The organism is Streptomyces sp. NPDC025651, from assembly GCF_055558735.1.
Genome location: NZ_JBVHLZ010000006.1, coordinates 428,558 through 452,786 on the forward strand (window position 1 = coordinate 428,558; position 24,229 = coordinate 452,786).

General features: G+C 73.1%; 24 protein-coding genes. 5 read left to right on the forward strand and 19 right to left on the reverse strand.

Annotated features, from left to right (window positions below):
- Window positions 1–226 precede the first annotated feature (226 nt).
- On the forward strand, window positions 227–919 hold the full coding sequence (locus tag ACZ4D5_RS23575) for an ABC transporter ATP-binding protein (RefSeq protein ID WP_467774355.1): 693 nt from the start codon (window positions 227–229) through the stop codon (window positions 917–919).
- Window positions 916–3,354, forward strand: coding sequence for an ABC transporter permease (locus ACZ4D5_RS23580; RefSeq protein WP_467774356.1), 2,439 nt, complete (start codon window positions 916–918; stop codon window positions 3,352–3,354). The genes ACZ4D5_RS23575 and ACZ4D5_RS23580 overlap by 4 nt, the downstream gene beginning before the upstream one ends.
- Window positions 3,355–3,474: 120 nt before the next feature.
- On the opposite strand, the gene ACZ4D5_RS23585 is transcribed toward ACZ4D5_RS23580, so the two are convergent.
- The 18 genes from ACZ4D5_RS23585 to ACZ4D5_RS23670 all read right to left on the reverse strand — a co-directional run bounded on the left by ACZ4D5_RS23585 (window position 3,475) and on the right by ACZ4D5_RS23670 (window position 20,640).
- Window positions 3,475–4,242, reverse strand: coding sequence for a hypothetical protein (locus tag ACZ4D5_RS23585; RefSeq protein WP_467774357.1), 768 nt, complete (start codon window positions 4,240–4,242; stop codon window positions 3,475–3,477).
- Complete coding sequence (locus ACZ4D5_RS23590) at window positions 4,239–4,829, reverse strand: RNA polymerase sigma factor (protein ID WP_467774358.1); 591 nt, start codon at window positions 4,827–4,829, stop codon at window positions 4,239–4,241. Before ACZ4D5_RS23590 ends, ACZ4D5_RS23585 begins: the two co-directional genes overlap by 4 nt.
- Entirely contained in the window at window positions 4,826–5,104 is a 279-nt protein-coding gene (locus tag ACZ4D5_RS23595; protein ID WP_467774359.1) for a hypothetical protein, read from the reverse strand. Before ACZ4D5_RS23595 ends, ACZ4D5_RS23590 begins: the two co-directional genes overlap by 4 nt.
- A 378-nt stretch (window positions 5,105–5,482) precedes the next feature.
- Window positions 5,483–6,517, reverse strand: a complete 1,035-nt coding sequence (gene hypE, locus ACZ4D5_RS23600; RefSeq protein ID WP_467774360.1) for a hydrogenase expression/formation protein HypE — start codon at window positions 6,515–6,517, stop codon at window positions 5,483–5,485.
- Window positions 6,514–7,614, reverse strand: a complete 1,101-nt coding sequence (gene hypD / locus ACZ4D5_RS23605; protein ID WP_467774361.1) for a hydrogenase formation protein HypD — start codon at window positions 7,612–7,614, stop codon at window positions 6,514–6,516. The genes hypE and hypD overlap by 4 nt, the downstream gene beginning before the upstream one ends.
- Window positions 7,611–8,267, reverse strand: a complete 657-nt coding sequence (locus tag ACZ4D5_RS23610; RefSeq protein WP_467774362.1) for a CBS domain-containing protein — start codon at window positions 8,265–8,267, stop codon at window positions 7,611–7,613. The genes hypD and ACZ4D5_RS23610 overlap by 4 nt, the downstream gene beginning before the upstream one ends.
- Before the next feature lie 16 nt (window positions 8,268–8,283).
- Window positions 8,284–9,615 (reverse strand): Ni/Fe hydrogenase subunit alpha, encoded by a 1,332-nt coding sequence (locus ACZ4D5_RS23615; RefSeq protein ID WP_467774363.1) that lies wholly within the window; start codon window positions 9,613–9,615, stop codon window positions 8,284–8,286.
- Complete coding sequence (locus tag ACZ4D5_RS23620; RefSeq protein WP_467774364.1) at window positions 9,612–10,367, reverse strand: NADH-quinone oxidoreductase subunit B family protein; 756 nt, start codon at window positions 10,365–10,367, stop codon at window positions 9,612–9,614. The genes ACZ4D5_RS23615 and ACZ4D5_RS23620 overlap by 4 nt, the downstream gene beginning before the upstream one ends.
- A gap of 1 nt (window position 10,368) precedes the next feature.
- Window positions 10,369–11,175 (reverse strand): FAD/NAD(P)-binding protein, encoded by an 807-nt coding sequence (locus ACZ4D5_RS23625; protein ID WP_467774365.1) that lies wholly within the window; start codon window positions 11,173–11,175, stop codon window positions 10,369–10,371.
- On the reverse strand, window positions 11,172–11,636 hold the full coding sequence (locus tag ACZ4D5_RS23630) for a Crp/Fnr family transcriptional regulator (protein ID WP_467774366.1): 465 nt from the start codon (window positions 11,634–11,636) through the stop codon (window positions 11,172–11,174). Before ACZ4D5_RS23630 ends, ACZ4D5_RS23625 begins: the two co-directional genes overlap by 4 nt.
- Window positions 11,633–12,796, reverse strand: coding sequence for a 4Fe-4S dicluster domain-containing protein (locus tag ACZ4D5_RS23635; protein WP_467774367.1), 1,164 nt, complete (start codon window positions 12,794–12,796; stop codon window positions 11,633–11,635). Before ACZ4D5_RS23635 ends, ACZ4D5_RS23630 begins: the two co-directional genes overlap by 4 nt.
- Before the next feature lie 106 nt (window positions 12,797–12,902).
- Entirely contained in the window at window positions 12,903–13,496 is a 594-nt protein-coding gene (locus ACZ4D5_RS23640; RefSeq protein WP_467774368.1) for an Rv1733c family protein, read from the reverse strand.
- Between the two features lie 4 nt (window positions 13,497–13,500).
- The gene (locus ACZ4D5_RS23645; protein WP_467774369.1) at window positions 13,501–14,019 is read right to left on the reverse strand and encodes a flavodoxin domain-containing protein; all 519 of its coding nucleotides are present in this window, start codon (window positions 14,017–14,019) and stop codon (window positions 13,501–13,503) included.
- 15 nt (window positions 14,020–14,034) lie between these two features.
- On the reverse strand, window positions 14,035–14,766 hold the full coding sequence (locus ACZ4D5_RS23650; protein ID WP_467774370.1) for a CBS domain-containing protein: 732 nt from the start codon (window positions 14,764–14,766) through the stop codon (window positions 14,035–14,037).
- 13 nt (window positions 14,767–14,779) lie between these two features.
- Window positions 14,780–17,473, reverse strand: a complete 2,694-nt coding sequence (locus ACZ4D5_RS23655; RefSeq protein ID WP_467774371.1) for a bifunctional acetate--CoA ligase family protein/GNAT family N-acetyltransferase — start codon at window positions 17,471–17,473, stop codon at window positions 14,780–14,782.
- A 97-nt stretch (window positions 17,474–17,570) separates the two neighbouring features.
- On the reverse strand, window positions 17,571–17,840 hold the full coding sequence (locus tag ACZ4D5_RS23660) for a HypC/HybG/HupF family hydrogenase formation chaperone (RefSeq protein ID WP_467774372.1): 270 nt from the start codon (window positions 17,838–17,840) through the stop codon (window positions 17,571–17,573).
- 5 nt (window positions 17,841–17,845) lie between these two features.
- Window positions 17,846–20,140 (reverse strand): carbamoyltransferase HypF, encoded by a 2,295-nt coding sequence (gene hypF, locus ACZ4D5_RS23665; protein WP_467774373.1) that lies wholly within the window; start codon window positions 20,138–20,140, stop codon window positions 17,846–17,848.
- Between the two features lie 11 nt (window positions 20,141–20,151).
- A complete protein-coding gene (locus tag ACZ4D5_RS23670; protein WP_467774374.1) occupies window positions 20,152–20,640 on the reverse strand; it encodes a hydrogenase maturation protease in 489 nt (162 codons plus the stop codon).
- Between the two features lie 169 nt (window positions 20,641–20,809).
- On the opposite strand from ACZ4D5_RS23670, the gene ACZ4D5_RS23675 reads away from it, so the two are divergent.
- Window positions 20,810–21,673, forward strand: a complete 864-nt coding sequence (locus ACZ4D5_RS23675) for a universal stress protein (protein WP_467774375.1) — start codon at window positions 20,810–20,812, stop codon at window positions 21,671–21,673.
- A gap of 104 nt (window positions 21,674–21,777) precedes the next feature.
- Window positions 21,778–22,632, forward strand: coding sequence for a universal stress protein (locus ACZ4D5_RS23680; protein WP_467774376.1), 855 nt, complete (start codon window positions 21,778–21,780; stop codon window positions 22,630–22,632).
- A 145-nt stretch (window positions 22,633–22,777) separates the two neighbouring features.
- Here ACZ4D5_RS23680 and ACZ4D5_RS23685 read toward each other — a convergent pair whose 3' ends face one another.
- Window positions 22,778–23,203: an Hsp20/alpha crystallin family protein gene (locus tag ACZ4D5_RS23685; protein ID WP_467774377.1), complete on the reverse strand. Its 426-nt coding sequence runs from the start codon at window positions 23,201–23,203 to the stop codon at window positions 22,778–22,780.
- Window positions 23,204–23,383: 180 nt separating this feature from the next.
- Here ACZ4D5_RS23685 and ACZ4D5_RS23690 point away from each other — a divergent pair, with 180 nt between their 5' ends.
- Complete coding sequence (locus tag ACZ4D5_RS23690; RefSeq protein ID WP_467774378.1) at window positions 23,384–24,220, forward strand: universal stress protein; 837 nt, start codon at window positions 23,384–23,386, stop codon at window positions 24,218–24,220.
- The last annotated feature ends 9 nt before the right edge of the window (window positions 24,221–24,229 follow it).

Sequence of the window (24,229 nt, forward strand, 5' to 3'; positions counted from 1 at the left end):
TCTCCGCACGGCCCGCGTCCGCCTGTCCGGCAAGGGAGTTGTCCCCGAGGCCTCCTCCGCGGGGAGGAGGCGGCGGCCAACTCCGCCGCGGGAAGGGCCTGATGTCGATTCCGCGGCCGAGGCGCCCCCTGCCCGGCCGCCTCTAGGTTCGCCGGGCCGGCAACGGCACGCGTCTCCCGCAACCGCAGGACATGCGCCATCCCAACCGTCAGGACGGACACCTCCCATGCATCAAGTGATCGAACTGGAGGGTGTGGTGAAGCGCTACGACAGCGCCGACGCACCCGCCCTCGGACCGCTCACGCTCGGCGTCGCCGAGGGTGAGGCCCTTGCGGTGACGGGCCCTTCCGGCAGCGGCAAGTCCACGCTCCTGAACCTCGTCGCCGGTCTGGACAGGCCGACCGACGGCGCCGTGACCGTGGCCGGGCGACGGATCGACCGGTTGAGCGAGCACGCCCTCGCCAGGTTCCGTCGCGCACACATCGGCATGGCCTTCCAGTTCTTCAACCTTCTCGACGACCTCACCGTCACCGACAACATCCAGCTCCCGGCCCAGCTGACCGGGACCGGGCGGCGCAAGGCCGCGGCCCGCGCGGGTGAGCTCATGGAGATGCTGGGCATCCAGAAGCATGCCCGCGCCTACCCGGGGCGGCTGTCCGGAGGCGAACGCCAACGGGTCGCGGTCGCCCGGGCGTTGGTCAACTGGCCCGCGCTGCTGCTCGCCGACGAACCCACCGGCGCGCTCGACAGCGCCTCGGGCCACGACGTGCGTGATCTGCTGACGGATCTGCACCGGGCCGGACAGACCATCGTGCTGGTGACGCACGACCTGGCGCTGGCGCAGGCGTGCGCGAGCCGCACGCTTCACCTGGTCGACGGCCGCGTGGCCCTCGACTCGTCCGTGCGGACCGCCCGATGAGCCTGTTCCCGACCGGCGCGCTCGGCCGGGTCGTGCGCTCGGGCGTCGGCCGGCGGCGGGTGCGGACCGTGGTGATCGCCATGGCCACGATGATGGCCGTGGCCTCGGCCGTGGTCGCCGGGGCGCTGCTGGTCGCCGCGGCCGCGCCCTTCGACCGCGCCTTCGAGAAGCAGCAAGGGGCGCACCTCACCGCGCAGTTCGACGCCGCCGAGGCGAGCTCGGCACAGCTCGCCGGGACCAGGAAGCTGCCCGGCGTCACCGCGAGCGCGGGACCGTACCCGGCGACGGCGCTCCGCCCGGTGGACCGGGCGGGCTTCCGACTGCCCGCACTGACCCTGGTCGGGCGGTCCGGTCCGGAAGGCGACGTGGACCGCGTGGATCTCACGTCCGGCCGCTGGGCGCGGAATCCGGGCGAGATCGTGCTCGCCGCGTCGTTCGAGGGGCCCTCCCTCGGTATCGGCACCCCCCTGAAGGCGTCGGACACGGCGAACGCCGCGCCCCTCTCGGTCGTCGGCTTCGCGGTGTCGGCCGGCAGGAGCGCCGACGCCTGGACGACCCCCGCGCAGGTCGACGGGCTGGTGTCGCAGGGCAGCACGCTCACGCGTCAGATGCTCTACCGCTTCGACTCCGCGGGCACGAAGGAGCAGATCCTCGCCGACCGGAAGAAGCTCGCCGCGTCCGTGGGATCCGGGGCGCTCCTCGGCACCCAGTCCTGGCTGGACACCAAGCGCGCCGCCGACCGAGGCGCGGCGGCGACCGTCCCGTTCGTGACGGCTTTCGGCGTGCTCGGCATCGTGATGTCGGTGATCATCGTCAGCGGCGTGATCAGTGGTGCGGTCGGCACCGGCCTGCGCAGGATCGGCGTTCTCAAGGCCATCGGCTTCACGCCGCGCGAGGTCGTACGCGCCTACGTGGCCCAGGCGTTGATCCCGGGGTCCATGGGCATCGCCGTGGGGATCGTCCTGGGGAACCTCCTCGCGGTGCCCCTCCTGTCGGACACCGAGGAGGCGTACGGCACCGTCTCGCTCTCGGTGGCCTGGTGGGTGGACGTCACGGTCGCTGCCGCCGCCCTGGCCGTCGTGGGTCTCGCGGCGCTGATCCCCGCGCTGCGCGCCGGACGACTGCGTACGGTCGAGGCCATCGCGGTGGGCCGGGCACCGCGTACGGGACGCGGGCAGCGGGCGCACCGGGCGATGGGTCCGCTGCCGCTGCCCCGGCCGGTGACCTACGGTCTCGCCGCCCCCTTCGCTCATCCGGTGCGCAGCCTCGCGATGCTGCTCGCGGTGGCGTTCGGTACGGTCGCGGCGACCTTCGCGGTGGGGCTCACGTCGTCCCTGACCGCGATCGGCGCCTCGCAGGACCCCGAGAGCCGTGCCGCGGTCACGGTGACGACGACCGAGCCGATCGGCACCGCTCCCCCTCCGCCTCCTCCGGTGGTGGCGAAGGCGGGGACAGGGACGGGGACGGCAAGCCCATCTCCCGCGGACGACGGCACGGCAGGCACATCCGGACGCCCCAGGGCTGCCGACCCGGCGAAGGTGCGGTCCGCCATCGAGTCGCAGACGGGCACGGAGTCGTACTACGGCAAGGCCGAGACCGAGGTGGCCGTCGCCGGGATCTCCGGCTCGGTGCGGGCAAGTCTCTACGAGGGCGACGCGCGCTCCGGCGGCCACGAGATGATCTCCGGGCACTGGATCACCGGTGCGGGGCAGGTCGTCGTGCCCACCCGCTTCCTGGACAGGACCAGCACCAGGATCGGTGACACCGTGCGGGTGACCTACGAGAAGGAGACCGCGCGCCTGCGGATCGTGGGCGAGTCCTTCGACACCTCGGGCAACGAGCTGGAGATCCACGCGGACATGAGCGACTTCGCGTCGGCCGAGCCCGGTACCTACCTCGTCGAGGTGAAGCCCGGCGTCTCCGCCGACACGTACGCCCAGAGGGTGGCCTCGGTCGTGCGGCCGCTGGGCGGCGACGCCACGGCCAACGCCCCCTCGGGGCAGGAGGGCGTCCTGCTCATCATGTCCGCGATGGCCGTGCTGCTCACCCTCATGCTGGTCTGCGTGGCCGGCCTCGGCGTACTCGACTCCGTGCTCCTCGACACCCGGGAACGCCTCCACGACCTGGGCGTCTGCAAGGCGATCGGCATGTCACCGCGGCAGACCATGAGCCTCGTGCTCTCCTCGGTGACCGCGATCGGCGTGCTCGGCGCCCTGGTCGGCGTGCCGGCGGGGTACGCGCTGCACGGCCTCGTCATGCCGGTGATGGGCCGCGCCGTGGGCACGGCTCTGCCACCGCCGGTCCTCGAGGTGTACGAGCCGGTCCACCTTCTCCTGCTGGGCCTTGGCGGGGTGGGTACCGCGGTCCTCGGCGCGCTGGTCCCTGCGGGGTGGGCGGCGAGGGCCCGGACGGCCAGGGTGCTGCGCTGCGAGTAGCGCTCGACGGCAGGCGCACCCGTCGTGACGCCTCTCTGTTCGGAGCGGGGCTGACGGCCGGATACGGGATCGGCCGTCAGCCCCGTCCTTTCCTTGCCTGGCTGACTGTTCAGGTCAGCTCTAGCTGCTGCCGCTGGCCAGTAATGCGTCTCCTTCCGGCATCCAGGTCATGTCGCGGTCTACCTGACGTGCGGCAACGGTGGACTGGGCCATGCGTTGGGCGGTGCCGAGGAGCCCCCGTAGTGCCCGGGCCCGTCCAAGCCGCAGAGCCAGTTCAGAGGGATCGTCAGGATCCGATCTCACTGAAGCGGCCATGACGATCGGCTCCTCCGCCCACGTGGGTGCCACGTGATCCGGTTGCCGTGGTTCCGCTCCCGTTGTCACCGCTACGGGTACGTCGGGATTCCTGTCCGCACCGGCGATCGGGATTTCCGGCGGCGTCGCCTCCCCAGTGGGCAACGCCTCCTCCTGCCTCAGCAGCTCGACGTAGTCGATGGCGTCGGCGTCCCCGAGAGCCGCCGCCAAGTTCCACCAGCCTCGCGCTGCTTCTTCCTCGTCCAGGAGCTCCAGCAGTTCGGCTCCGCGTCTTGCCTGAGCCCCTGTGATCTGTTCCAAGCGCAGGAACTGCCGCAGTTCCTGGTCCGGCGTCATCTCTGGCGTCCGGTCAGGAGTGCTGTCCCCCCCCGGTCGGTCCCCGTGTGCACGGGGGAGGCCGGGGCGGTCGGCCGCCTGATGGCGGCCGACCGTCTCGCTCAGATCGTCTTCTGCGGGTGTCCGGCCTCGGGCGGGCTGCGCCAGCCAGCGGTCGATGAGCGACTGCAACAGGCCAGCCGCCACCCGGTCGAGGCGGTGCAGTTCGTCGACGATGAGCAAATCCCCGTACTTCACGCGACCACCTCCTTGTGGATCTGCTGCGCTCCGGCCTTGAGGTTCTTCTTGGCCAGGCGCAGGTATCGGACGACTGACTCGGGCTTGATGCCCAGGTGTTGAGCGACTTCCTCCTTGTCCATCTGTTGCCAGAACATGAGCTTCACGACCTCGCGCTGCCGCTCGGGCAGCGTGTCTATGAGCCCGTTCACCCCGGCGGCCACCTTGCGGTAGGCGAAGGCGAGCACCGCCTCCTCCGGACTCGCCTCGTCGGACTCGTCCCGCGGCGGCGGGATGTTGAGCCCCTGGGGGACCACGCGCTTGCCGTACGTGCGGTGGTGGTCCTTGGTCATGTTGTCGATCGCCCGGCGCATGTACTGGACGAGCTTGGAGGGATCACCGGGGATCTCCAGATCCCGGGCGACCCTCCGGAGCACCTTCACGTAGACCTCCTGGAGGACGTCGGCCGCCAGGTGCGGGTCTCCGTCCGCGCGCCATATGGCGCACTTGAGGAGTTCCGGGTGGTGCTGATCGACGGTGGCCTCGAACACGGTGCGCGGCGGGGACGCTGGGCCGAGCGTCCCCGCCACCGGGTTGGGCGTCGTCACCGCACCGACCCACGCGAGTAGGCCAGGAAGCGGGGCGGGATCACCCACGCACGCCAGGCCCGTCCGCCGTCGTGGACGGTGACCGCCGTGCCGTAGGGCAGGGCGGTGGTGACAGTGGTGATCGTGGCCCGACGCTCGCGCTCCTGAAGGATCTGGAGCCATCCGACCACGCACAAGGACGCTGCAGGGGCCAGCGTTCTCGTGCAGACGGTGAGGAACGTGAGGGCGGCCAGGGCCACCACCTCGCCGCCGCTCAGGAAGTCTTGCCAAGCCATAGGGACTCGGCTCCTTTCGGGGAACTCAGGAGAGGGCGGGGACCCTCTCGCTAAGTACACGACGCGGCGGCCGGAAAGCGGATGCCCGTGAGGGCCGAGGGGAGCAAGGGGCTTCGATGGCCCGCCCCCTTCCGGTGTCCTCAGCGGGCAGCGGCGCAGAGGTCCGTGCTCCATCCGCCCATCGACCTGATGCTCCCCCAAAGAGAAGCTGGGCGAGCCCCGTTCACGAAGAACTCCGGTCCCCCGAGCTGCCCGTGAGCCTCTCCAGGAACCTGCTCACGATCTCCACCTCGTCCGGTCCCCTTCCGGTCGTGTCGCGGCCAAGGGCAGGCACGACAGGGCCGCCCACAGGCCACAGCGGCGCCCTCCCGCCATCTCTCAGCAGATGCGCGGCAGTTGTTCCCCGAGCGGCATGTCGACCACCCGTCGCGCGCCGATGAGGGTGCGCAGCTCGACCCGGGCGGCGGCAGCCTCCCCGCAGTGCCCGATGCGTACGGCCCGCTCCCCTTCCGGGTGCGTGCGCAGCGCGGCGAGGATCTCGTCCGTCGCGTCCGCGGCCACGAACGCCACCAGGCAGCCCTCGTTGGCGACGATCAGTGGATCGAGCCCGAGCAGGTCGCAGGCCGCGGCCACGGGCGGTGGCACGGGTACGGCCTCTTCCTCGATCTCCACCGTGAGGCCCGAGGCGTACGCGATCTCGTTCAAAGACGCGGCCAGGCCGCCCCTCGTGGGGTCGCGCAGGCTGTGCACGGCATCGCCGAAGGACGCGAGGGCCCGTACCAGGCGGTGCAGGGGGCGCGTGTCCGAGGCGATGTCCGTCTCGAAGCCGAGGCCCTCACGGGTGGAGAGCACGGCGGTGCCGTGCAGGCCGATGGGGCCCGAGAGCAGGACCGCGTCGCCGGGGCGGGCTCCGGCGGCGGAGGGGGTCAGGCCGGGGATCCGGCGCCCGATGCCGGTCGTGTTGAGGAAGAGACGGTCGGCGGCCCCGCGTCCGACGACCTTGGTGTCCCCGGTGACCACCGGGACGCCTGCCTCGCGGGCGGCCTTTCCCGCGGAGTCGAGCACGGAGCGGAGTTCGGCGAGCGGGAGCCCTTCTTCGGCGATCACGGCGAGGGTCAGGGCGAGGGGCAGGGCGCCGCGCATGGCCAGGTCGTTGACCGTTCCGTGGACGGCGAGGGAGCCGATGTCCCCGCCGGGGAAGGACAGCGGGCTGACCACGAACGAGTCCGTGGAGACCACGAGTTCGCCCGTCCCCGGGAGGAGGGCCGCGTCTTCCGGTGGACCGTCCGGAGGTACGCCGAGCGCGGGCAGGACCAGTGTGTCCAACAGCTCGGCGGTGAGCCTGCCGCCCGCGCCGTGGCCGAGTTGGATCAGTTCGTGCTCGCTGTGGGGAAGAGGGCAGTCGAGGCTCATGCGCGGGCGCTCCTGGTTCGTCCGGCGGCGTGGAAGGCGGCGCAGGTGCCCTCGCTCGACACCATGGGCGCGCCGAGCGGGGTACGGGGTGTGCAACGGGTGCCGTAGGCGTGGCAGTCGGTGGGCAGCCGGGCTCCGGTGAGGATGTCCCCCGCGATGCACTCGGGGTCCTCGACGGAGCGCAGGCCGCTCACGTCGAATCGGCGGGCGGCGTCGAACGCCTCGTACTCCGGGGCGAGTTCGAGGCCGCTGGCGGGGAGCGTCCCGATGCCGCGCCAGGCCCGGTCGGTGATCCGGAAGACGCGGGCGAGGACGTCCTGGGCGGCGGTGTTGCCCGTGCGGCGTACGGCGCGGGCGTACTGGTTCTCCACGTCGTGCCGGCCCTCTTCGAGCTGGGTGACCGCCATGAGGATGCCTTCCAGCAGGTCGAGCGGCTCGAACCCGGTGACGACGACGGGCACGTGGTGGAGCGCGGCGATCGGCTCGTACTGCGTCCAGCCCATGACCGCGCACACGTGCCCGGCGGCCAGGAACGCCTCGACCTCGCAGCCCGGGTCGTCCAGGAGAGCGGTCATGGCGGGCGGCACGAGGACGTGGCTGACCAGGAGCGAGAAGTTCGCCAGCCCCAGCCGCTCGGCGTGCAGCACGGTCATCGCGTTGGCGGGCGCCGTGGTCTCGAACCCCACGGCGAGGAAGACCACTTCACGGTCGGGGTTCTCCTCCGCGGTGCGCACCGCGTCCATCGGCGAGTACACCACCCGCACGTCCGCGCCGCGGGCCCGCAGGGAAAGGAGGTCGGTGGTGCTGCCGGGCACGCGCAGCATGTCGCCGAAGCTGGTGAGGATCACGCCGGGGCGGGCGGCGACGGCCATGGCCCGGTCCAGGACCGCCAGCGGTGTGACGCAGACCGGGCAGCCAGGGCCGTGGATCATGCGGATGCCGGCGGGGAGCAGTTCGTCGATGCCCTGGCGGACCAGGGTGTGCGTCTGGCCGCCGCACACCTCCATGATCCGCCAGGGGCGCGTCGCGGTGCGGCGCAGCTCCGCCAGCAACTGCCGGGCCAGCGCGGGGTCGCGGTACTCGTCGAGGTACTTCATCGCGGCGGAGTCCGGTCCTGTCCGGTGAGATCCATACGGACGTCGACGACACCTTCGACGGCCCGGGTGAGGCGGGCGGCGACCGGCACGAGCGTCCTGTCGCGGATCCCGCCGCCGAGGGTGACCACGCCTCCCTCGACCGTCACCGTGACGGCATGGTCCGGGAAGAGGAAGGCGGTCACGGTGCGCCGCACCTCGTCGGCCAGGTCCTCGTCGGTGCGCAGGAACACCTTGAGCAGGTCGCTGCGGCTGACCACCCCTTGCAGCAGCCCGTGGGCGTCGACCACCGGGAGCCGCTTGACGTGCCGCAGGGCCATGATGCGGGCGGCCTGCGGGAGCGTCGTGTCCGGGTGGACGGTGACGGCGGGGGTGCTCATGACCTCGCCCGCGCTCACGCCGCCGGCCTTGGCCAGGTCGGAGAGGCGGCGCAGCTGGTCGAAGTGGGAGGGGTCGCTGTCGCGGAACTCCTCCTTGGGCAGCAGGTCCGCTTCGGAGACCACGCCGATCACCCGGCCCTCGCCCGCCAGGACGGGCAGCGCGCTGACCTTCCACTGTTCCATCAGTCCGACGATCTCCTTGAAGGGGGCCTCTCGGCCCACGGCGACGACGGTGTGCGTCATCACGTCGCTCACGGTGCGCGGGGTGTGGAGCACGGCATCCTCCCGGAGGTCAGGTGCGGTCGACGGTCAGGTCGAGGAAGTGCGTGGAGCACGAGATGCACGGGTCGTGGTTGCGGATGGCCCGCTCGCACAGGCGCGTCAACTCCTCGTCGCCGATGTCGCGTCGAGTGATGGCCGCCTGGGCGGAGCGGCGCAGGTCGTCCTCGATGGCTCCCTGGTTCTGCGCGGTGGGCGGCACGAGCCGGGCATCGGTGACCGTGCCCTCGGCATCCAGCACGTAGCGGTGGTAGAGCAGCCCTCGGGGGGCCTCCGTCGCGCCGTGGCCGGTGCCCGCGGCCGCCGGGACTTCGGTGTACGGGCGCCGCGGTGGCTCGTACCCCGCGATGATCCGCAGGGCCTCCTCGACCGCGTACACGGTCTCGACCGCCCGGACCAGGATCGACCTGTACGGGTTGCGGCAGACGGCGCCTGCGTGCGGATCGCCGAGCCCGGCCGCGCGGGCGGCTTCCGCGGCGGTGTGCGACAGCCACCGTCCGCTGATCCCGAACCGGGCCAGTGAGCCGGTGAGATGACGGCGCCCGTCGAGGGTGGAGTGCAGCGCGGTGGAGTGCGGGAGGTGCTCCTCGTGCACGTGGTCCAGGAAGGCCGGGAGGGGGAAGGTGCCCGGTGTGCCGTCGGTGCGCAGGACGGTGGGGGTGCCGCTTTCGACGGCGTACGTTCCCGGGGCGGCCAGCGCGAACAGGTCGGCGTCCGTCTCCGCGTCGGGGAAGTCGAACCCGCAGACCCATTCGACGGTCTTCCAGGCGTCGTCCATGGCCCGCCTCAACTGCCGTGCCAGCGGCTTCAGTTCCGCGACCGTCGGGGTGCGGTGGAAGCCGCCGACGCGGACGTTGACCGGGTGGATGGCACGCCCCCCGAGGAGTTCGAGGATCGCGTTGCCGGCCTGCTTCAGGCGCAGGCCCCGCTCGACATGCGCCCGGGCGGTGCGGGCCAGCTCGATGGCGCCGTCGCAGCCCAGGAAGTCGGGGGCGTGCAGGAGGTAGATGTGCAGGGTCTGGCTCTCGATCCATTCGCCGCAGTACAGCAGCCGCCGCAGTGCGCGCAGAGCCGGGTCGACGGTGACTCCGCAGGCGTCCTCGATCGCGGCGCAGGCGCTCAACTGGTAGGCCACCGGGCAGATTCCGCACACCCGGGCGGTGATGTCGGGCGGCTCGGTGTGCGCCCTGCCCCGAAGGAACGCCTCGAAGAACCGCGGCGGCTCGTAGATCCGCAGTCGCGCCTCGGTGACGATGCCGTCGCGCACGCTCAGGTACAGGGCGCCTTCGCCCTCGACCCGGGAGAGGGAGCCGACGTGGAGTACGCGGGAGCCCCGGTGCGTCATCGGCGTAACTCCTCTTCGAACGCGGCGCTGTTGAAGGTGTGCAGGAAGCGCTCGGTGTCGCGGTCGTCCATGCCGTCGCGGTGCAGGACGGGGATCAGCGCGGGCAGGTTCACCGACCCCGACGGGCCGAAGCAGCCGTAACAGCCGCGTCCGTAGGCCGGGCAGATCGCTCCGCAGCCGGCGTGCGTGACCGGTCCGAGGCAGGGGGTGCCGTGGGCGACGGTGACGCAGACGGTGCCGCGCCGCTTGCACTCGAAGCACACGCTGTTGTTCGGGATGTCCGGCTTGCGGCCCGCCAGGTGGGCGGTGACGACCTCCAGGAGCTGCCCGCGGTCGATGGGGCAGCCGCGCAGTTCGAAGTCGACGTCCACGTGGGCGGACACGGGGGTGGAGGTGGCGAGCGTGCCGATGTAGTCCGGGCGCGCGTAGACGGTCCTGGTGAACTCCTCGACATCGGCGAAGTTCCGCAGTGCCTGGATGCCGCCGGCGGTCGCGCAGGCGCCGATCGTCACCAGGTGGCGGGAGGCGGCCCGGATCTCGTGGACCCGATCGAGGTCTTCGGGTGTGGTGACGGAGCCCTCGACCAGCGCCAGGTCGTAGGGGCCGGGCGCGGTGGCGCTCGATGCCTCCAAGAAGTGCGCGATCTCCACCCGCCCTGCGAGGCCGAGGAGTTCGTCCTCGCAGTCGAGCAGGGTGAGCTGGCATCCGTCGCACGAGGCGAGCTTGAACACGGCCAGGGTCGGCGTACCCATGTCACAACTCCCTCACGTAGAGCAGCGGTTGCGCCTGGTTCCAGGTGACGACCGGCCCGTCCCTGCACAGCAGCACCGGACCGAGCTGGCAGTGGCCGCAGTGTCCGGTGGCGCAGCGCATGTTGCGCTCCAGGGAGACGCGGATGCGGTCGCCGGGCATACCCCGGTGGAGCAGGTCGCGCGCGGTCGCCCGGATCATCGGCTCCGGGCCGCAGACGAACGCCGTCGAGTCGTCCGGAGCGAAGTGCGCCTGGTCGAGAAGCCTGGTGACCACGCCGATCCGGCCCGTCCAGGCGCGGTCGGGCCGGTCGACGGTCACTCCCGTGTACGCGGTCGCCCACTGCCGGGTCTCCACCTTCGCCATGAGGTCGGCGGGGGTGCGCGCCCCCACCAGGAGGTTCAGGCGCCCGTACGGTTTCGGGTCGGCCACCGCGTCCCGGATGAGAGGGCGCAACGGGGCGAGGCCGATGCCGCCCGCGACGACCACGAGGTCCTGCCCGATGGCCTTCTCCAGCTCCCAGCCGGTCCCGAACGGCCCGCGCAGCCCGATCACGTCACCGACTCCGGCGGCGTACAGCCCCTCGGAGACCGCGCCCACGCCGCGGACCGTGTGCGCCAGGCCCCCGGTGGTGGGGATCGCACTCACCGAGAGCGGGATCTCGCCCCGGCCGAACGCCCACACCATCGCGAACTGGCCCGGCACGAAGGCGGGCAGCGGCTCTCCGACCGGCTCCAGGCGGAGCGTGGCCGTGTCCGGGGTCTCCGCCCAGCGGGCGACGACCCGGTACGGCACCGGCACGGAGCTCATCCCCGCACACCGCTTCCGCTGCCGTAGGGGGCGTACAGGTCGAGCAGTCGCGTCCGGGCGGACTGCAGGCGGTGGGCGAGGACGCGGCCGACCCACTGGCCGACGACGGCGCCCATGGCCGGGTCGTCCTCGCACATGAGGCGGACCGCCATCGCGTCGAACTCGTAGGCCCGCACCGGGCTCTGCGCCACGGCGCCGAGCTGCCAGACGTACGGCGGGAACAGCCAGGACCAGCCCACCAGTTCGCCGTGGCCGAGCGTCTCGATCACGGGCGAGCGGCGGCCGGGGACATGCATGTCCAGGGCGATCGATCCGGTGCGCACGATCCAGAACCGGTCGGCGTGCCGGCCCTCTTCGAAGATGCGGGCTCCGGCGGGGAACGACACCTCACGCGCGATCCGCATCAGCCGTGTGCGGTGCTCGGTGGGAAGGGCACCCGTCATGGTCGTCGTGTTGCTCATCGCTCCGTCTCCTTCTCTTTCCTGTCCGCCTCTTCCGTGTCCGCTTCGTCCCTGAGCGCCGCGACCTCTTCGGTGATGTCGATGCCGACGGGACACCAGACGACGCAGCGGCCGCAGCCCACGCAGCCGGAGCCGTCGAACTGGTCGTGCCAGGTGCCGAGTTTGTGGGTGAGCCACTGCCGGTAGCGGCTGCGGCCCGAGGAGCGCACCGGTCCGCCGTGGACGTAGGAGAAGTCCAGGTCGAAGCAGGAGTCCCAGCGCTGCCAGCGCTCCGCGTGGTCGCCGGTGAGGTCGGTGACCTCCTCGGTCGTGGTGCAGAAGCAGGTCGGGCAGACCATCGTGCAGTTGCCGCACGTCAGGCAGCGTGAGGCGACGTCGTCCCAGCGTTCGGCCTCCAGGCTCGCCCCCATCAGCCGCCGCAGGCTCACCGGCGGCATCGCCCGGCCCATCCTGCCGACGGCCTCGCGGACCGCGGTGGCCGCCGCGTCCCGCGTGAGGTCGTCCGCCTGCTGGTGCGGAACCCTGGCGAGCAGTTCCGCGCCCGCCTCGCTGCCGACGCGTACGAAGAAGCGGTGCCCCGCGTCGTCGACGACCTCGGTCAGGGCGAGGTCGAATCCGGTGTCCGCGCCGGGGCCGCTGTCCATGGACACGCAGAAGCAGGTGGCCCCCGGCTCGGTGCACTCGGCGGCTATCAGAAGTGCCCCCCTCCGGCGCTCCTGATAGCCGCCGTCCCCGTACCGGCCGCCCGTCAGCACCCGGTCCTGGATCGCGATGGCCCTCAGGTCGCAGGGCCGGACTCCCAGGAAGGCGTACGAGGGTCGGCCGGTGGGCTCGGGAGTGACGGACACCGTTCCGTCGGACGCGCGGTCGGCGCTCCACAACCGCTCGCGCTGCGGGTGCAGGAAGTTCTTCCAGGACTGCGGTCCCGCGGAGTGCGCGAAGGCCGCGCCGTCCTCCCTGCGCCGCAGGCGGTAGCGGCCGGCCTCCAGCTCCACGCCCCATCCGTAGGGGAGTTGGTCGGCCGAGTCGAGTTCGGCGAGGACGATCGCGCCGTCACGGACGGTGGGGCCGACGACGGTGCGCCCTTCGGCCGCCAGGGCCGTGACGAGGGCGCCCAATCCGTCGCGGTCGAGGACTGCCGTGGATCCGGTGGTCGTCATGTCCGTCCTTCCACGTCACGGGTGCTTCCCTGCTCACCAGGCTCGGCGAGGCGCCGCACGCGCGGCAGGGGCCGAGCGGCCCCATTCGGGTCCGTCCGGGCCCGAGTCAGGGCCGGCTGCCGGTCCACCGGGGTCCCGTCCGCGCCCACGCCCGCCCCCACTCGGCCATCCGCCGGCGGCGCGTCACGCCACGCAGGGCCAACCAGACGCCGCCGGTCAGCGCCCAGCCCGCGAAGGTCACGGCGCCGCCCACGGCGATCGCGGTGCCCCACTGGACGTCCGGGGCCGTCGGGGCGGCGATGACCCTGTCGCGGGCGTCCAGCCAGATGTCGGTCCGGCTGCCGGCTTTCGAGCCTGCCGCGGCCTCGGCCGTGGCGGTGTGCTCGGTGCCGCCGGGACCGGTCCAGCGCACCTCGACCGGATGGGCCGCCCTGGACCCGACGGACGTGGCCCCCGGAGCGTCCTCGGTGAGCGTGGCCCGCACGACATGGCCGATGGCCTGCTGCCTTTCGGCCTTCGCGTGCGCGCTGTCGTACGTGAAGGCCCCGGCGAGCCCGCCGGCCAGGGGCGCGACGAACAGCATCACGGCCCCCAGCAGCAGCACGGTCCATGCCTCCACGACGTCGCTGCGCCGGCGCAGCGGGTTCCTGCGCCACCGCCACGCCATGGGCCACTCACGCACCCGCGTCCCGGCGCGCATGGCCTCAGCTCCCCTGTCGTCGAGGTGGCTCGCCCCTCAGCGCGGCGGCAACGCTCTGCGCCCACCCGCAGATGTGCGTGAAGTCGCGGAAGTCACCGCCCTTGCCCGACGTGACGATCATCCGGGCCACCCAGCCCCTCACGTCACCTTCGAGACAGCCGCCGAAGGTGACGTGCTCCTCGGCGCCGACACGGGTGAGGATGCGGCGCACGGACGGCACGGGCGGAATGTTCCGCTCGCCCGCCGAGGAGTCCAGCGGTCCGCTGCTGAACAGCCACACCGGCCGCCGCACCAGCGCCTCCCGCCGGCGCCGGGCGAACCGGCGGGCGTCCTTGTGCCAGCGCCCCGCGTAGAGAGGGCTGCCGAGAATCACGGCGTCGTAGGCATGGAGATCTCCGGCATCGGCGGCCGGCCGCATCTCGGCCTCAAGGCCCTCCTTGTGCAGGACCTCCGTGATGGTGCGGGCGATCTCGGCCGTGGACCCGTTCTTCGTCGCGTAGGCGACGAGCACATGGGTGGTCATGTCGGCTCCGCCTCCTCAGAGTGTGCGCAGCCAGTCGTCGGCCACGCCCCGCAGGGCCTGGTCGCTGGGCCGGAGGTGGGCGTCGTCCACGCGGTAGGTGAGCCTGTCGACGACCGCGACGACTCCGTCGACCTCGCGCGCCATGTGCAGCGCGATGGGGATCTCGCTGCGGCGCTCCAACTGGCCGTCCAGGGACACGACACCCTCCTGCACGTCGACCTTGATCGTCTGGGGTGCCAGCCACAGGGTGCGCACCAGCACCTGTTCGATCACCTCGTGCCGGATCGCGTCGTCGGGGCGCAGGAACACCTGGAGCAGGTCGCGCCGGGTGACGATGCCGACCAGGCGGTCCTCGTCGTCGACGACGGGCAGCCGCTCCACCTTGTGCTGGGCCATGCGACGGGCGCCTTCGGCGATGGTGTCGTCGGCGTGGGCGCACACGGGCGGGGTGGACATCAGCTGTCCTGCCGTCCGTGCCGTGGCCTTGCCCCGGTCCTTCCGCGCGGCACCGCCCGGCCGGGGCAGCCTGACGCGCCGCTGCCGCCGGTACGGGTCGGGGGCCTGGGCCTCGCGCACCAGGAGGTCCGTCTCGGAGATCACGCCGATCACCTTGTCGTCGGCGTCGATCACGGGCAGCCCGCTGATGCGGTGCTCGGCGAGGCTCCTGGCCACCTCCTTGAACGGGGTGCCGTACCGGGCGCTGACGACCTCGTCGGTCATCACGGAACCGATCTTGCTGTGCTTCATCTCTGTCTCCTCCTCAGCGCAGGCGGCGCAGATACGGATCGTGGGCGGCCCGGGGCAGCAGCCGGACGCGTACGTCGAGTGCCGTGATGCCGCCCGGCCGTGCCAGGACGGGGTTGAGGTCGGCCTCGGCGAGCTGCGGCAGATCGCAGGCCATGCGAGACAGCCGGTGCAGGAGCTGTTCCAGGCCTTCGAGGTCGACGGGGCCGCTGCCGCCGTGACCGAAGAGCAACGGGGCGCAGCGCGGCGCGGTGATCAGGTCGTGTACGTCGAGGTCGGTGAGCGGGGCGAGGCGGGCGGCGTGGTCGGCGAGGATCTCGGTGGCCGTACCGCCGAGCCCGAACAGAACCAGGGGGCCGAAGACCTCGTCCTGGACGACGCCCGCGAACAGTTCGGTGCCGCGCTCGGCCAGCGGCTGGACCACCACTGCGGTCAGGAGTCCGGCGAAGCGGGTCTCGAAGTCCCGGAAGGCGGCCCGTACTTGGCTGTCACCCTGCAGGTCGAGGTGGATGGCGCGCTGCTCGCTCTTGTGCAGCAGGCCCGGCCAGTGGGCCTTCAGCACCACCCGGCCGTCCGGGCCGCGCAGCCGCTCGGCGGCGGCGACCGCCTCGTCCTCGGTCCTGGCGCAGGCCCAGGGGAGCTGGGCAATGCCGTAGCAGCCGAGGAGTTCGGCACAGGTGCCCGGGTCAGGCCAGCCGCCTTCGGGGTGCTCGGCGAGCCACTTCTCGACCACGGCACGGGCCTGCCGCGTCTCCACACCGGCGAGGTCGGGGACGGTGCCGGGCGGCCGGGCCAGCCACTCCGCGCGGCGCACGGCATGGGCCAGGGCGCGTGCGGCTGCCGCCGGGTCGGCGTAGGAGGGGACGGAGCCGCCTCCCTCGGCCGGCAGCAACCACACGGGCAGCGCCTGGTCGAGGCGGACCGCGGCGACCGTTCGGGAGCGACGGCCGGGGGCGCGGGTGAGGGCCCGGACGAGATCGTCGCCGGTCGCCGCGGCGACCGCGGTGGGGACGAGCACCACCAGCACGGCGTCGATGCCGCCGTGCCGGACGAGCCGGTCCACACAGTTCTTGAGCTGCTCCTCGGTGACGGCGGCGGTGGCGTCGACCGGGTTGCCGGTCGAGGCGCCGTCAGGCAGGACGACGCGCAGGTCGTCGACGAGGTCGGCCGGGAGCGGCGGCAGGGTGAGTCCGGCCTCGGCACACGCGTCCGCCGCGAGGACTCCCACGCCACCCGCGTTGGTGACGACGGCGATCCGGCGCCCGGCGGGCGCGGGCTGGGAGTGCAGCAAAGCGGCGGTTTCGAGGAGTTCGCCGATGGTACGGGTGGCGGTGATGCCCGCCTGGGTGAACAGGGCCTGGCGGGTCATGGTCCGGCTGGCGGACGCCGCGGTGTGCGAGGCGGCGGCCCTTCGCCCGGCCTCGGTGCGGCCCGCGTCGACGGTGAGGACGGGCATGCGCCGGGTCACGCGTCGCGCGGTGCGCGAGAACGCCCGTGGGTTCCCGAAGGACTCCAGGTGCAGCAGGGCCAGGTCCGTGACGCCGTCGCGCTCCCACCACTGGAGCAGGTCGTTGCCACTGACGTCGTACTTGTCGCCGAGCGAGACGAAGCTGGAGACGCCGAGTCCGAGGCGGGAGAGGCCGTCGAGCAGCGCGATCCCCACTCCCCCGGACTGCACGGCGACTCCTGCGGTGCCGCGGCGCGGGTGCCGGGCGGCGAAGGTCGAGTCCAGCGACCACGCCTTGTCCGTGTTGGAGATGCCGAGGCAGTTGGGGCCCACCAGACGCATCCCGTAGGTCCGGCAGGTGCCCAGCAGGGCGGCCGCCTGTCCGGCGTCGAGTCCGGCCGTGACGACCACCAGGGCGCGCACGCCCGCCTTGCCGCACTCCTCGGCCGTGGCGGGCAGGGCCGGCGCGGGCACCGCGAGCACCGCCAGGTCGGGGACCAGGGGCAGCGCGGCGACCGACGGGTAGGCGGGCACGCTCATCAGCGACGACACGCTCGGGTTGACGGCGAACAGCCGCCGGGCGAAGCCGCCGGTGCGCAGGTTGCGCAGCACGGCACGGCCGACGGAACCGGCCCTGCGGCCCGCCCCGACCACGGCGATCGAGCCGGGCCGCAGCAGCGGCTCCAGGCTGGCCGCATCGGCCGCGCTGCCGCGTGTCTCGACCGCCGTCAGGTAGGTCTCGTCCTCCTGCAGCTGGATGGTGCAGCGCACTTCGGGGCCGTCGAAGCGGCGGGCGGTGCGCAGTCCGAGGTCGGCGAAGACCTTCAGGACCTCGTGGTTCTCGGCGAGCGCGTCGGCCGTGAAGGCGGTGATGCCGTCGGCTCGGGCAGCCGAGACCAGGTGTTCCAGGAGCAGGGTGCCGACGCCCCGGTGGTGCAGGCCCTCGGCGACGGCGAGCGAGATCTCGGCGGTGCCGGGCTCCTCCGTCCGCGCGTACTCGGCCAGGCCGATGATCCGGCCCTTGGCCTCGGCCAGCAGCGCGCGGTGTCCGGGGCGGGGAGCGGCGCAGGCCCGGTCCGCGGCCTGAGCGGCGGACCGGCGGCTCGCGGCGAAGAACCGCAGCCGGAGGTTCTCGGGCGACATCTCCTCGTACAGGCCCTGGAGTTGGGCGTGATCGTCCGGACCGACCGTGCGGATGCAGGTGGTCGAGCCGTCGGCGAGCAGGGCGTGGACCGGGGGTCGGCTGTGCTCGTCGTGCGTCATCTCGGGCCTCCTGTCGGCGGGTTGACCCTTCGAGAATCAGCCGGCGCGGGCCGGGCACCCAGGGGCTGGACGGGTGCGGCCGGAGGGCCGACCGGCCCTATGTGGACGGGCCGGGCAGCGGCTCGCCGAGTTCGGCCTCCACCGCGCCCGCCATCGCCCGCAGCACGTCCAGGGTCCGCTCGGCCTCGGCTTCGTCGACCTCGGTGATGGCGAAGCCCACGTGCACGATGACGTACGCGCCGACCGTCGCCGTCGGTGTGTAGGCGAGGCACGCCTCACGGCGGACGCCGCCGAAGTCGACGGTGGCCATGCGCAGACCGGCGTCGTCCCTGGTCTCCAGGATCCGGCCGGGAATGCCCAGGCACATGGTGCTCACCCCTTCGTGAGCCGGGCGGCGGCGACCGCTGCCTGGCCGTAGCTGATGCCGCCGTCACCGACCGGCACGGCGCCGGGCACCAGGACCCGCAGTCCTCGTGCGCGCAGCCGCAGGCCGACCTCGGTGAGCAGCCGGCGGTTGAGGAAGCAGCCGCCGGCGAGGCAGACGGTGCGCGGTGCGCCGTCCTCGACGGCGTGGCCGACCAGTTCGGCGGTCACGAGGGCCAGGGTCAGATGGAACGCCGCGGCGAGCGCGGGGACGCCCTCGCCGTTGTGCCGCCGCTCCAGGAGGTCGATGAGGGTCGGGCCGGGGTCGTACACCCACAGCCCGTCCACCCGCACCAGCCGATGGTCGAGGGGCAGCGCGCTCGCCGTGCCCGCCGCGTCCTCCAGCGCCGCGGCCGCCTCGCCTTCGTAGCTCGCCGAGTGGGCGAGGCCCAGCAGGCTCGCCACGGCGTCGAAGAGCCGTCCGGCGCTCGACGCGCGCGGGGAGTTGACGCCCCGGGCCACCATGGCTCGTACGACTGCGGCTTCGCCCGGATCGAGGCGGTCGGTGAAGGGCTTGGTCAGCCAGGGGTAAGGGCGGGGGCCGCCCAGCGGTTCGAGGCCGTGCAGGTAGCCGAGGGCCATCCGGTAGGGGTGGCGGATCGCGGCCTCACCGCCCGGCAGCGGCGCCGTCGCGAAGCGTCCCGCCCGTCGGCAGCCGCTCAGGTCGGCGACGAGGATCTCTCCTCCCCAGAGCGTCCCGTCGTCGCCGAGTCCCAGGCCGTCATAGGCGACCCCGACGAACGAGGTGCGCAGTCCGTGTTCGGCCGCGCACGCCGCCACGTGGGCGTGGTGGTGCTGGACGGGGATGCGGGGCAACGGCTGAGCCCGGGCCCATTGGGTGGAGAGGTAGCCGGGATGCAGGTCGTGCGCGACGACGCGCGGTGTGACACCGGTGAGCGCGACGAGATCGTCGTACGCCCGGGTGAATGCCTCCATCGTCGTCACGTCCGCCAAGTCCCCGCCGTGCGGGGACAGGTGTGCGCTCTGCCCGTCCGCGAGGGTGAACGTGTGCTTGAGGTGGGCGCCGACGGCCGCCAGGGGTACGGGGGCCGCGACGTCGAGCGGAAGCGGCGCCGGTGCCAGGCCTCGCGCCCTGCGCACCGTGAGGACGGTGGCGCCGACCGCCTGTACGACCGAATCGTCGTAGCGTGCCCGGATCGGCCGGTCGTGGGTGAGGAAGCCGTCGGCGACCGTGGCCAGCGTGCGGTGGGCCTCCGCGTCGCCGGTGGCGATCGGCTCGTCGGCGAGGTTGCCGCTGGTGACCACGAGCGGGCGCGCCAGCTCGTGGAGCAGGAGGTGGTGCAGCCCGGTGGTGGGCAGGAACAGACCGACCCGGTGGATGCCGGGATGCACCGCGGGCGCGAGGCCGTGCCCCTGTGCGGCGAGCAGCACCACCGGACGCGCCGCCGACTCCAGGGCGGCGCGCTCGGCCCGCGACGTGCGTGCCAGCTCCCCCGCGGCGCACAGGTCCTGGACCATGACGGCGAAGGGCTTCGCCGGGCGGCGCTTGCGCTCCCGCAGCGCCCGGACCGCAGCCTGGTCGGTGGCGTCGCACACCAGCTGGTAGCCGCCGATTCCCTTCACCGCGACGATGCCCCCGCCCTCCACGGCCTCGACCGCGGCGCGCAGCGCGGCTTCCCCGCGGAGTTCGCCCCAGGAGAGCTGTGGTCCGCAGGCGGGGCAGGCCAGGGGTTCGGCGTGGAATCGCCGGTCGGCGGGATCGGCGTACTCCGCGGCGCAGGCCTCGCAGAGCGGGAAGTGACGCATCGTGGTGCGGATCCGGTCGTACGGGAGGCCTTCGATGACCGTGGCGCGCGGGCCGCAGTCGGTGCAGTTGATGAAGGGGTAGCGGAACCGGCGGTCGTTCGGGTCCAGGAGCTCGCTCAGGCACGCGGCGCAGATCGCCGCGTCGGGGGGAACCTCTCGCGATCCGCCTCGTGCGGTCCGGGCGGCTTCGCTGTGCCGGATCGTGAAGCCGGAGTCCGGCACCGGGAGTTGTCCGCGCAGGGCGGTCACCCGCACCTGCCGCACCCTGGCCAGCGCGGGAGCACCGGTACGCAGCCGAGCGGTGAACTCCGCGACGGCGTACGGCGGTCCGGCCACCTCGCCCCGCACGTGCCCCTCGGTGTTGGCGGCCCAGCCGTCCAGGCCGAGGCCGGTCGCGAGCCGGTGCACGAAGGGGCGGAAACCCACCCCCTGCACGGTGCCGAACACCTCGAAGCGCAGTGCGCCGCGCTCCTGCATGGTCCCCCCTCTCAACCGCGCGCGGCGGCGTCGCGGTGCCGCACGATCTCGTCCTCGATGTCCTTGGCGAGCGGTTCCACCACGGCGGCGACACGCGGCGAGAGGCCGGTGCCCAGCGCGGTGTCGGCGCCCTCCACCGCGTACACGACCAGCCGGTCCGGCAGTCTGCCGAGGACCCGGGCGAGCTCGACGGCCTCGCCGAGCCCGAGCCCGTGCGAACTGGTCGTCCGCGGCCGGTCGAGCTCCTGCGCGTCGAGCGACAGCCGGTGTACGTGCCCGGGGTGGGCGGGGTGCGCGTGCGCGGCGTCCACGACCACCGCGAGATCCGCCCCCTCCCACAGGCCGATCAAACGGGCGGGGTCGCCGTCGCAGGTGGCGAACACCGCCCCCGAAGGCGGGGGCCGCTCGCGGAGCCGGGCGATCACCGCCCACCCCACGCCGTCGTCACGCCGGAACTCGTTGCCGACGCCGATCACCGCGATTCGCGTCCGGGTGGGCATCGCGACTCCTTCCGCCGGGCCGTGCTGCCACTGTGGGAATGCGGCGACGGCCTCGCCAGGGGCCGAAAGGCCCCTACTGGGGCCGGTTCGCCCCTCCACGGCCGGCCCTCCCGGTGGAACCGTCCGAAGCAGAGCCCCTGCCAGGGGCGCGCCGGAAGGTGGTGGCACCGTGGACAGGCCCCTGATCGTCGGAGTGGACGGCTCTGATCCGAGCCTGCGCGCGCTGGACTGGGCCGCGGACGACGCAGCGGCACGCGGAGTGCCGCTGCGTGTCGTCCACGCGCCGAGGTGGGAGCGGTACGAGGGGCACGAACCGTCCTTCGGCACCAACCGGCCGTCGGCACAGGTGCTTTCGGACCACATCGTGGCCTCGGCGGTCGAGCGCGCGCTGCGCCGCACCGTCTCGGTGAAGGTGACGAGCGAGGTGGTCCCCGAGGAGCCGGCCCGTGCGCTCGTGCGGCTCAGTCCGGAGGCCGGTGCGGTCGTGGTCGGCAGTCGGGGCCGCGGCGAGCTCGCCGAGCTGCTGCTCGGTTCCGTCGGCCTGTCCGTGGCCGCGCACGCCGCGTCTCCGGTGGTCGTCGTGCGTGGTCGCGAGAAGAACGTGTACGGCGACCTCCGCGCCGTCGTGGTCGGCGTCGACGACCCTCAAGAGGCCGCCGCGGCAGTGGACTTCGCCTTCCGTGAGGCGGACGCGCGGCACGCCTGCGTGACCGTCGTCCATGCCTGGCGCTGCCCGGCCCGCGAGCTCCCCGACGTCCCCACGATGGTCCACGACGACCATCAGCGACGCGCCGGGGCCCAGGTCGACGAGGCGGTACGGAAGGCGGCAGCCGACCATCCGGACGTCACGGTCCGCCGCGAGGCCGTCGAGGGACACGCGCGCACGGTGCTCCTCGACGCCTCGCGCACGGCCGACCTCCTGGTGGTCGGCGCCCGCCGCAGGAAAGGCCACATCGGCATGCAGCTCGGGCCGGTCGACCACGCGGTGCTGCACCACGCGGCGTGCCCGGTGGCGGTCGTCCCGCACGCCTGACCGCCCCCCCTGTACGCGGGCCGTCCGGCCGTCCGCCGGATCCGTCCGAGGGGCAGTGGACCTGCCCCAGCCGATCCTCCGACCGCACCGTGGAGGTGCGCACCATGACCTCACAACAGACCGTCACCGCCGGGATCGACGGCTCCCCCGAGAGCCTGGCCGCCGCCGACTGGGCGGCCCGCGAGGCCCTGCTCCGCGATCTGCCGCTCCATCTCGTGCACGCCTTCGACCAGCCCTCGGAGCGAAGCCGTCTGCCGGAGATCGACGTCCCGTTCCACCGGGAGAGCGGTGCGCTGGACCGTGCCGTGCTTCAGCTCTCCGGCGCGCACCCCTCCCTGGGGATCCTGGACGAGCAGGTCTCCGGACCGCCGGTGCAGGCGCTGTTGGCGGCGGCCCGGTCATCGGCCCTGCTGGTGCTCGGCTCGCAGGGCTTCGGCGCTCTCGCGGGCCTTCTGGTCGGCTCGGTGGCTCTGGCCGTCGCGGCCAGGTCCTCCTGCCCGGTCGTCCTGGTGCGGGCGGCCGAGCATGTCGAGGACGAGCGTGCGGGCTCGGCGGCAGAGCCGATCCGTCCGGTCGTGCTCGGGCTCGACCTTGACCGTCCCTGCGACGAGCTGTTGGAGTTCGCCTTCTTCACGGCGGCCGCGCGCGGCGCGCCGCTCCAGGTCGTGCACGCCTGGACCGTGCCCCTGGTCCCCAGCGCCGACGCCGCCGACCACGCGATGACGAAGCCCCGGCTCCTCACGGCCGTCCTGGCTCCTTGGCGGCACAAGTTCCCGGGGGCCCAGGTCACCGAGCGGCACGTGCACGGCCTTGCCGGGCACCAGCTGGTCAAGGCGGCGGCCGGGGCCGGCCTGCTCGTCGTCGGCCGCCGCGTCCCCGCCGGGGAGCGCCTGGGAGCGACTGCCCACTCCGTGATCCACCACGCCAAGTGCCCGGTCGCCGTCGTCGCGCACAACTGACGGCGCCCCGCTGACGGCGCCCGGCGCACATCGGGGGACCGGAACATCGGGTCGGGGGACCGGGGGCGCGGCATGCGCGCGCGAGGCGCCCGCGCGGCCGGGCCGACTCGGCCGCGCGGGCGTGTGCGACCTCCGCGGGTCCCGCTCAGGAGTGCCGCACCGGGATGGTCCTGGTCGCCGACTTCCCCTGCGGCACCGGGACCGTGATGGTCAGAACGCCGTCCTTGTACTCCGCGGCCGCCTGATCGCCGAGCGCTCCGGCGGGCAGCCGGACGGCTCGGGCGAAGGTGCCGTAACGGAACTCCGTGTGCCGCTCCCCCACGTCGTCGCCACCGCGCTCGGCACACAGCGTCAGAACGCCTTCCGCCACCGTGATGTCGACGTCCTCGGCCGGGTCGATGCCGGGGAGTTCGGCGCGCAGCGTGTACGTCCCGTCGGTCAGGGACTCCTCGATCCGGATGCCGTGGACGCCCGGGGCCGGGTGCAGCCCCGGAATCCCGCCCTCGATCCAGCCGAACAGGTCCGGCAGCACCTGCGGCCAGTGCGGGAACCTCTCGATCATTCCGCTCATCTCGCTCTCCCTCAGGGCTCGTTCCCGTCCTCCTCACCTCCAGCGTCGCGCCGGCGGGTGGCACCGGCGAGGGCCGACCGGGCCACCCTCCGGACCCGGTCGGCCCTGGCCGTCGACCTCGACGGCCGTCAGCGTGGAGAGGGAGGACAAGCCCGCCCGACCACGGACAGGGGAATCACGATGCAACGGTCAGTGATCGTGGGCGTCGACCGATCCGCCCGCAGCCGCGCGGCCGCCTCGTGGGCGGCCCGTGAAGCCCTGCGGCGTGGACTGCCGCTGAAGGTGGTCCACGTGTCCGCGCTCGCCCCGGACGAGCTCGCGGACCTGTGGCCCTACCGCGCCGTGCCGCTGCCCCGTCCGGTGGCGGCCGAACTCTCGCGCAGACACCGGGAGTTGAAGGTCGAAGGCGTTAGGCTGACCGGCCCGACCGTCTCCTCGCTGCTCGACATGTCCCCCTCCGCGGAGCTGCTCGTGCTGGGCACCCGCGGGTCCGGCGGTTTCGCCGGGCTCACGCTCGGATCGACGGCCCTCGGCCTCGCCGAGAACTGCGGCACTCCGGTGGTCCTGGTACCCGGCGGGCTCGCCTGGGGGCGCACCGGCGCCCGGCCCGACAAGGTCACCCTCGGCATCGACGCACACGAACCGGCCGATGCCGTCGTCGACTTCGCGTTCGACGCCGCCCAACGGGCGAACGTACGGCTGCACGCCCTGTACGCGTGGGCGCTTCCCGCACCGGCGGCCGACTGGATGCCGTTCCCCGTACCGGAGAAGGACCGCGCCCGCTGGGAGGACCAGGAGGTGCAGGCCCTCGCCGACGCCCTGCGGCCCTGGCAGGAGAAGTACCCGCGGGTCCAGGTGCTGCGCGACGTCGTGCTGCACACCCCGTCCCACGCCCTCGTACGGGCCTCGACGTGGGCCGAACTGGTCGTGGTGGGCCGAAGCCGCAGGAGGCTCGGCGCGGTGGCGAGTGCGCTCGTCCACCACACCCGCTGCCCCGTGGCCGTGGTTCCCCGGTGACTCCGGGAC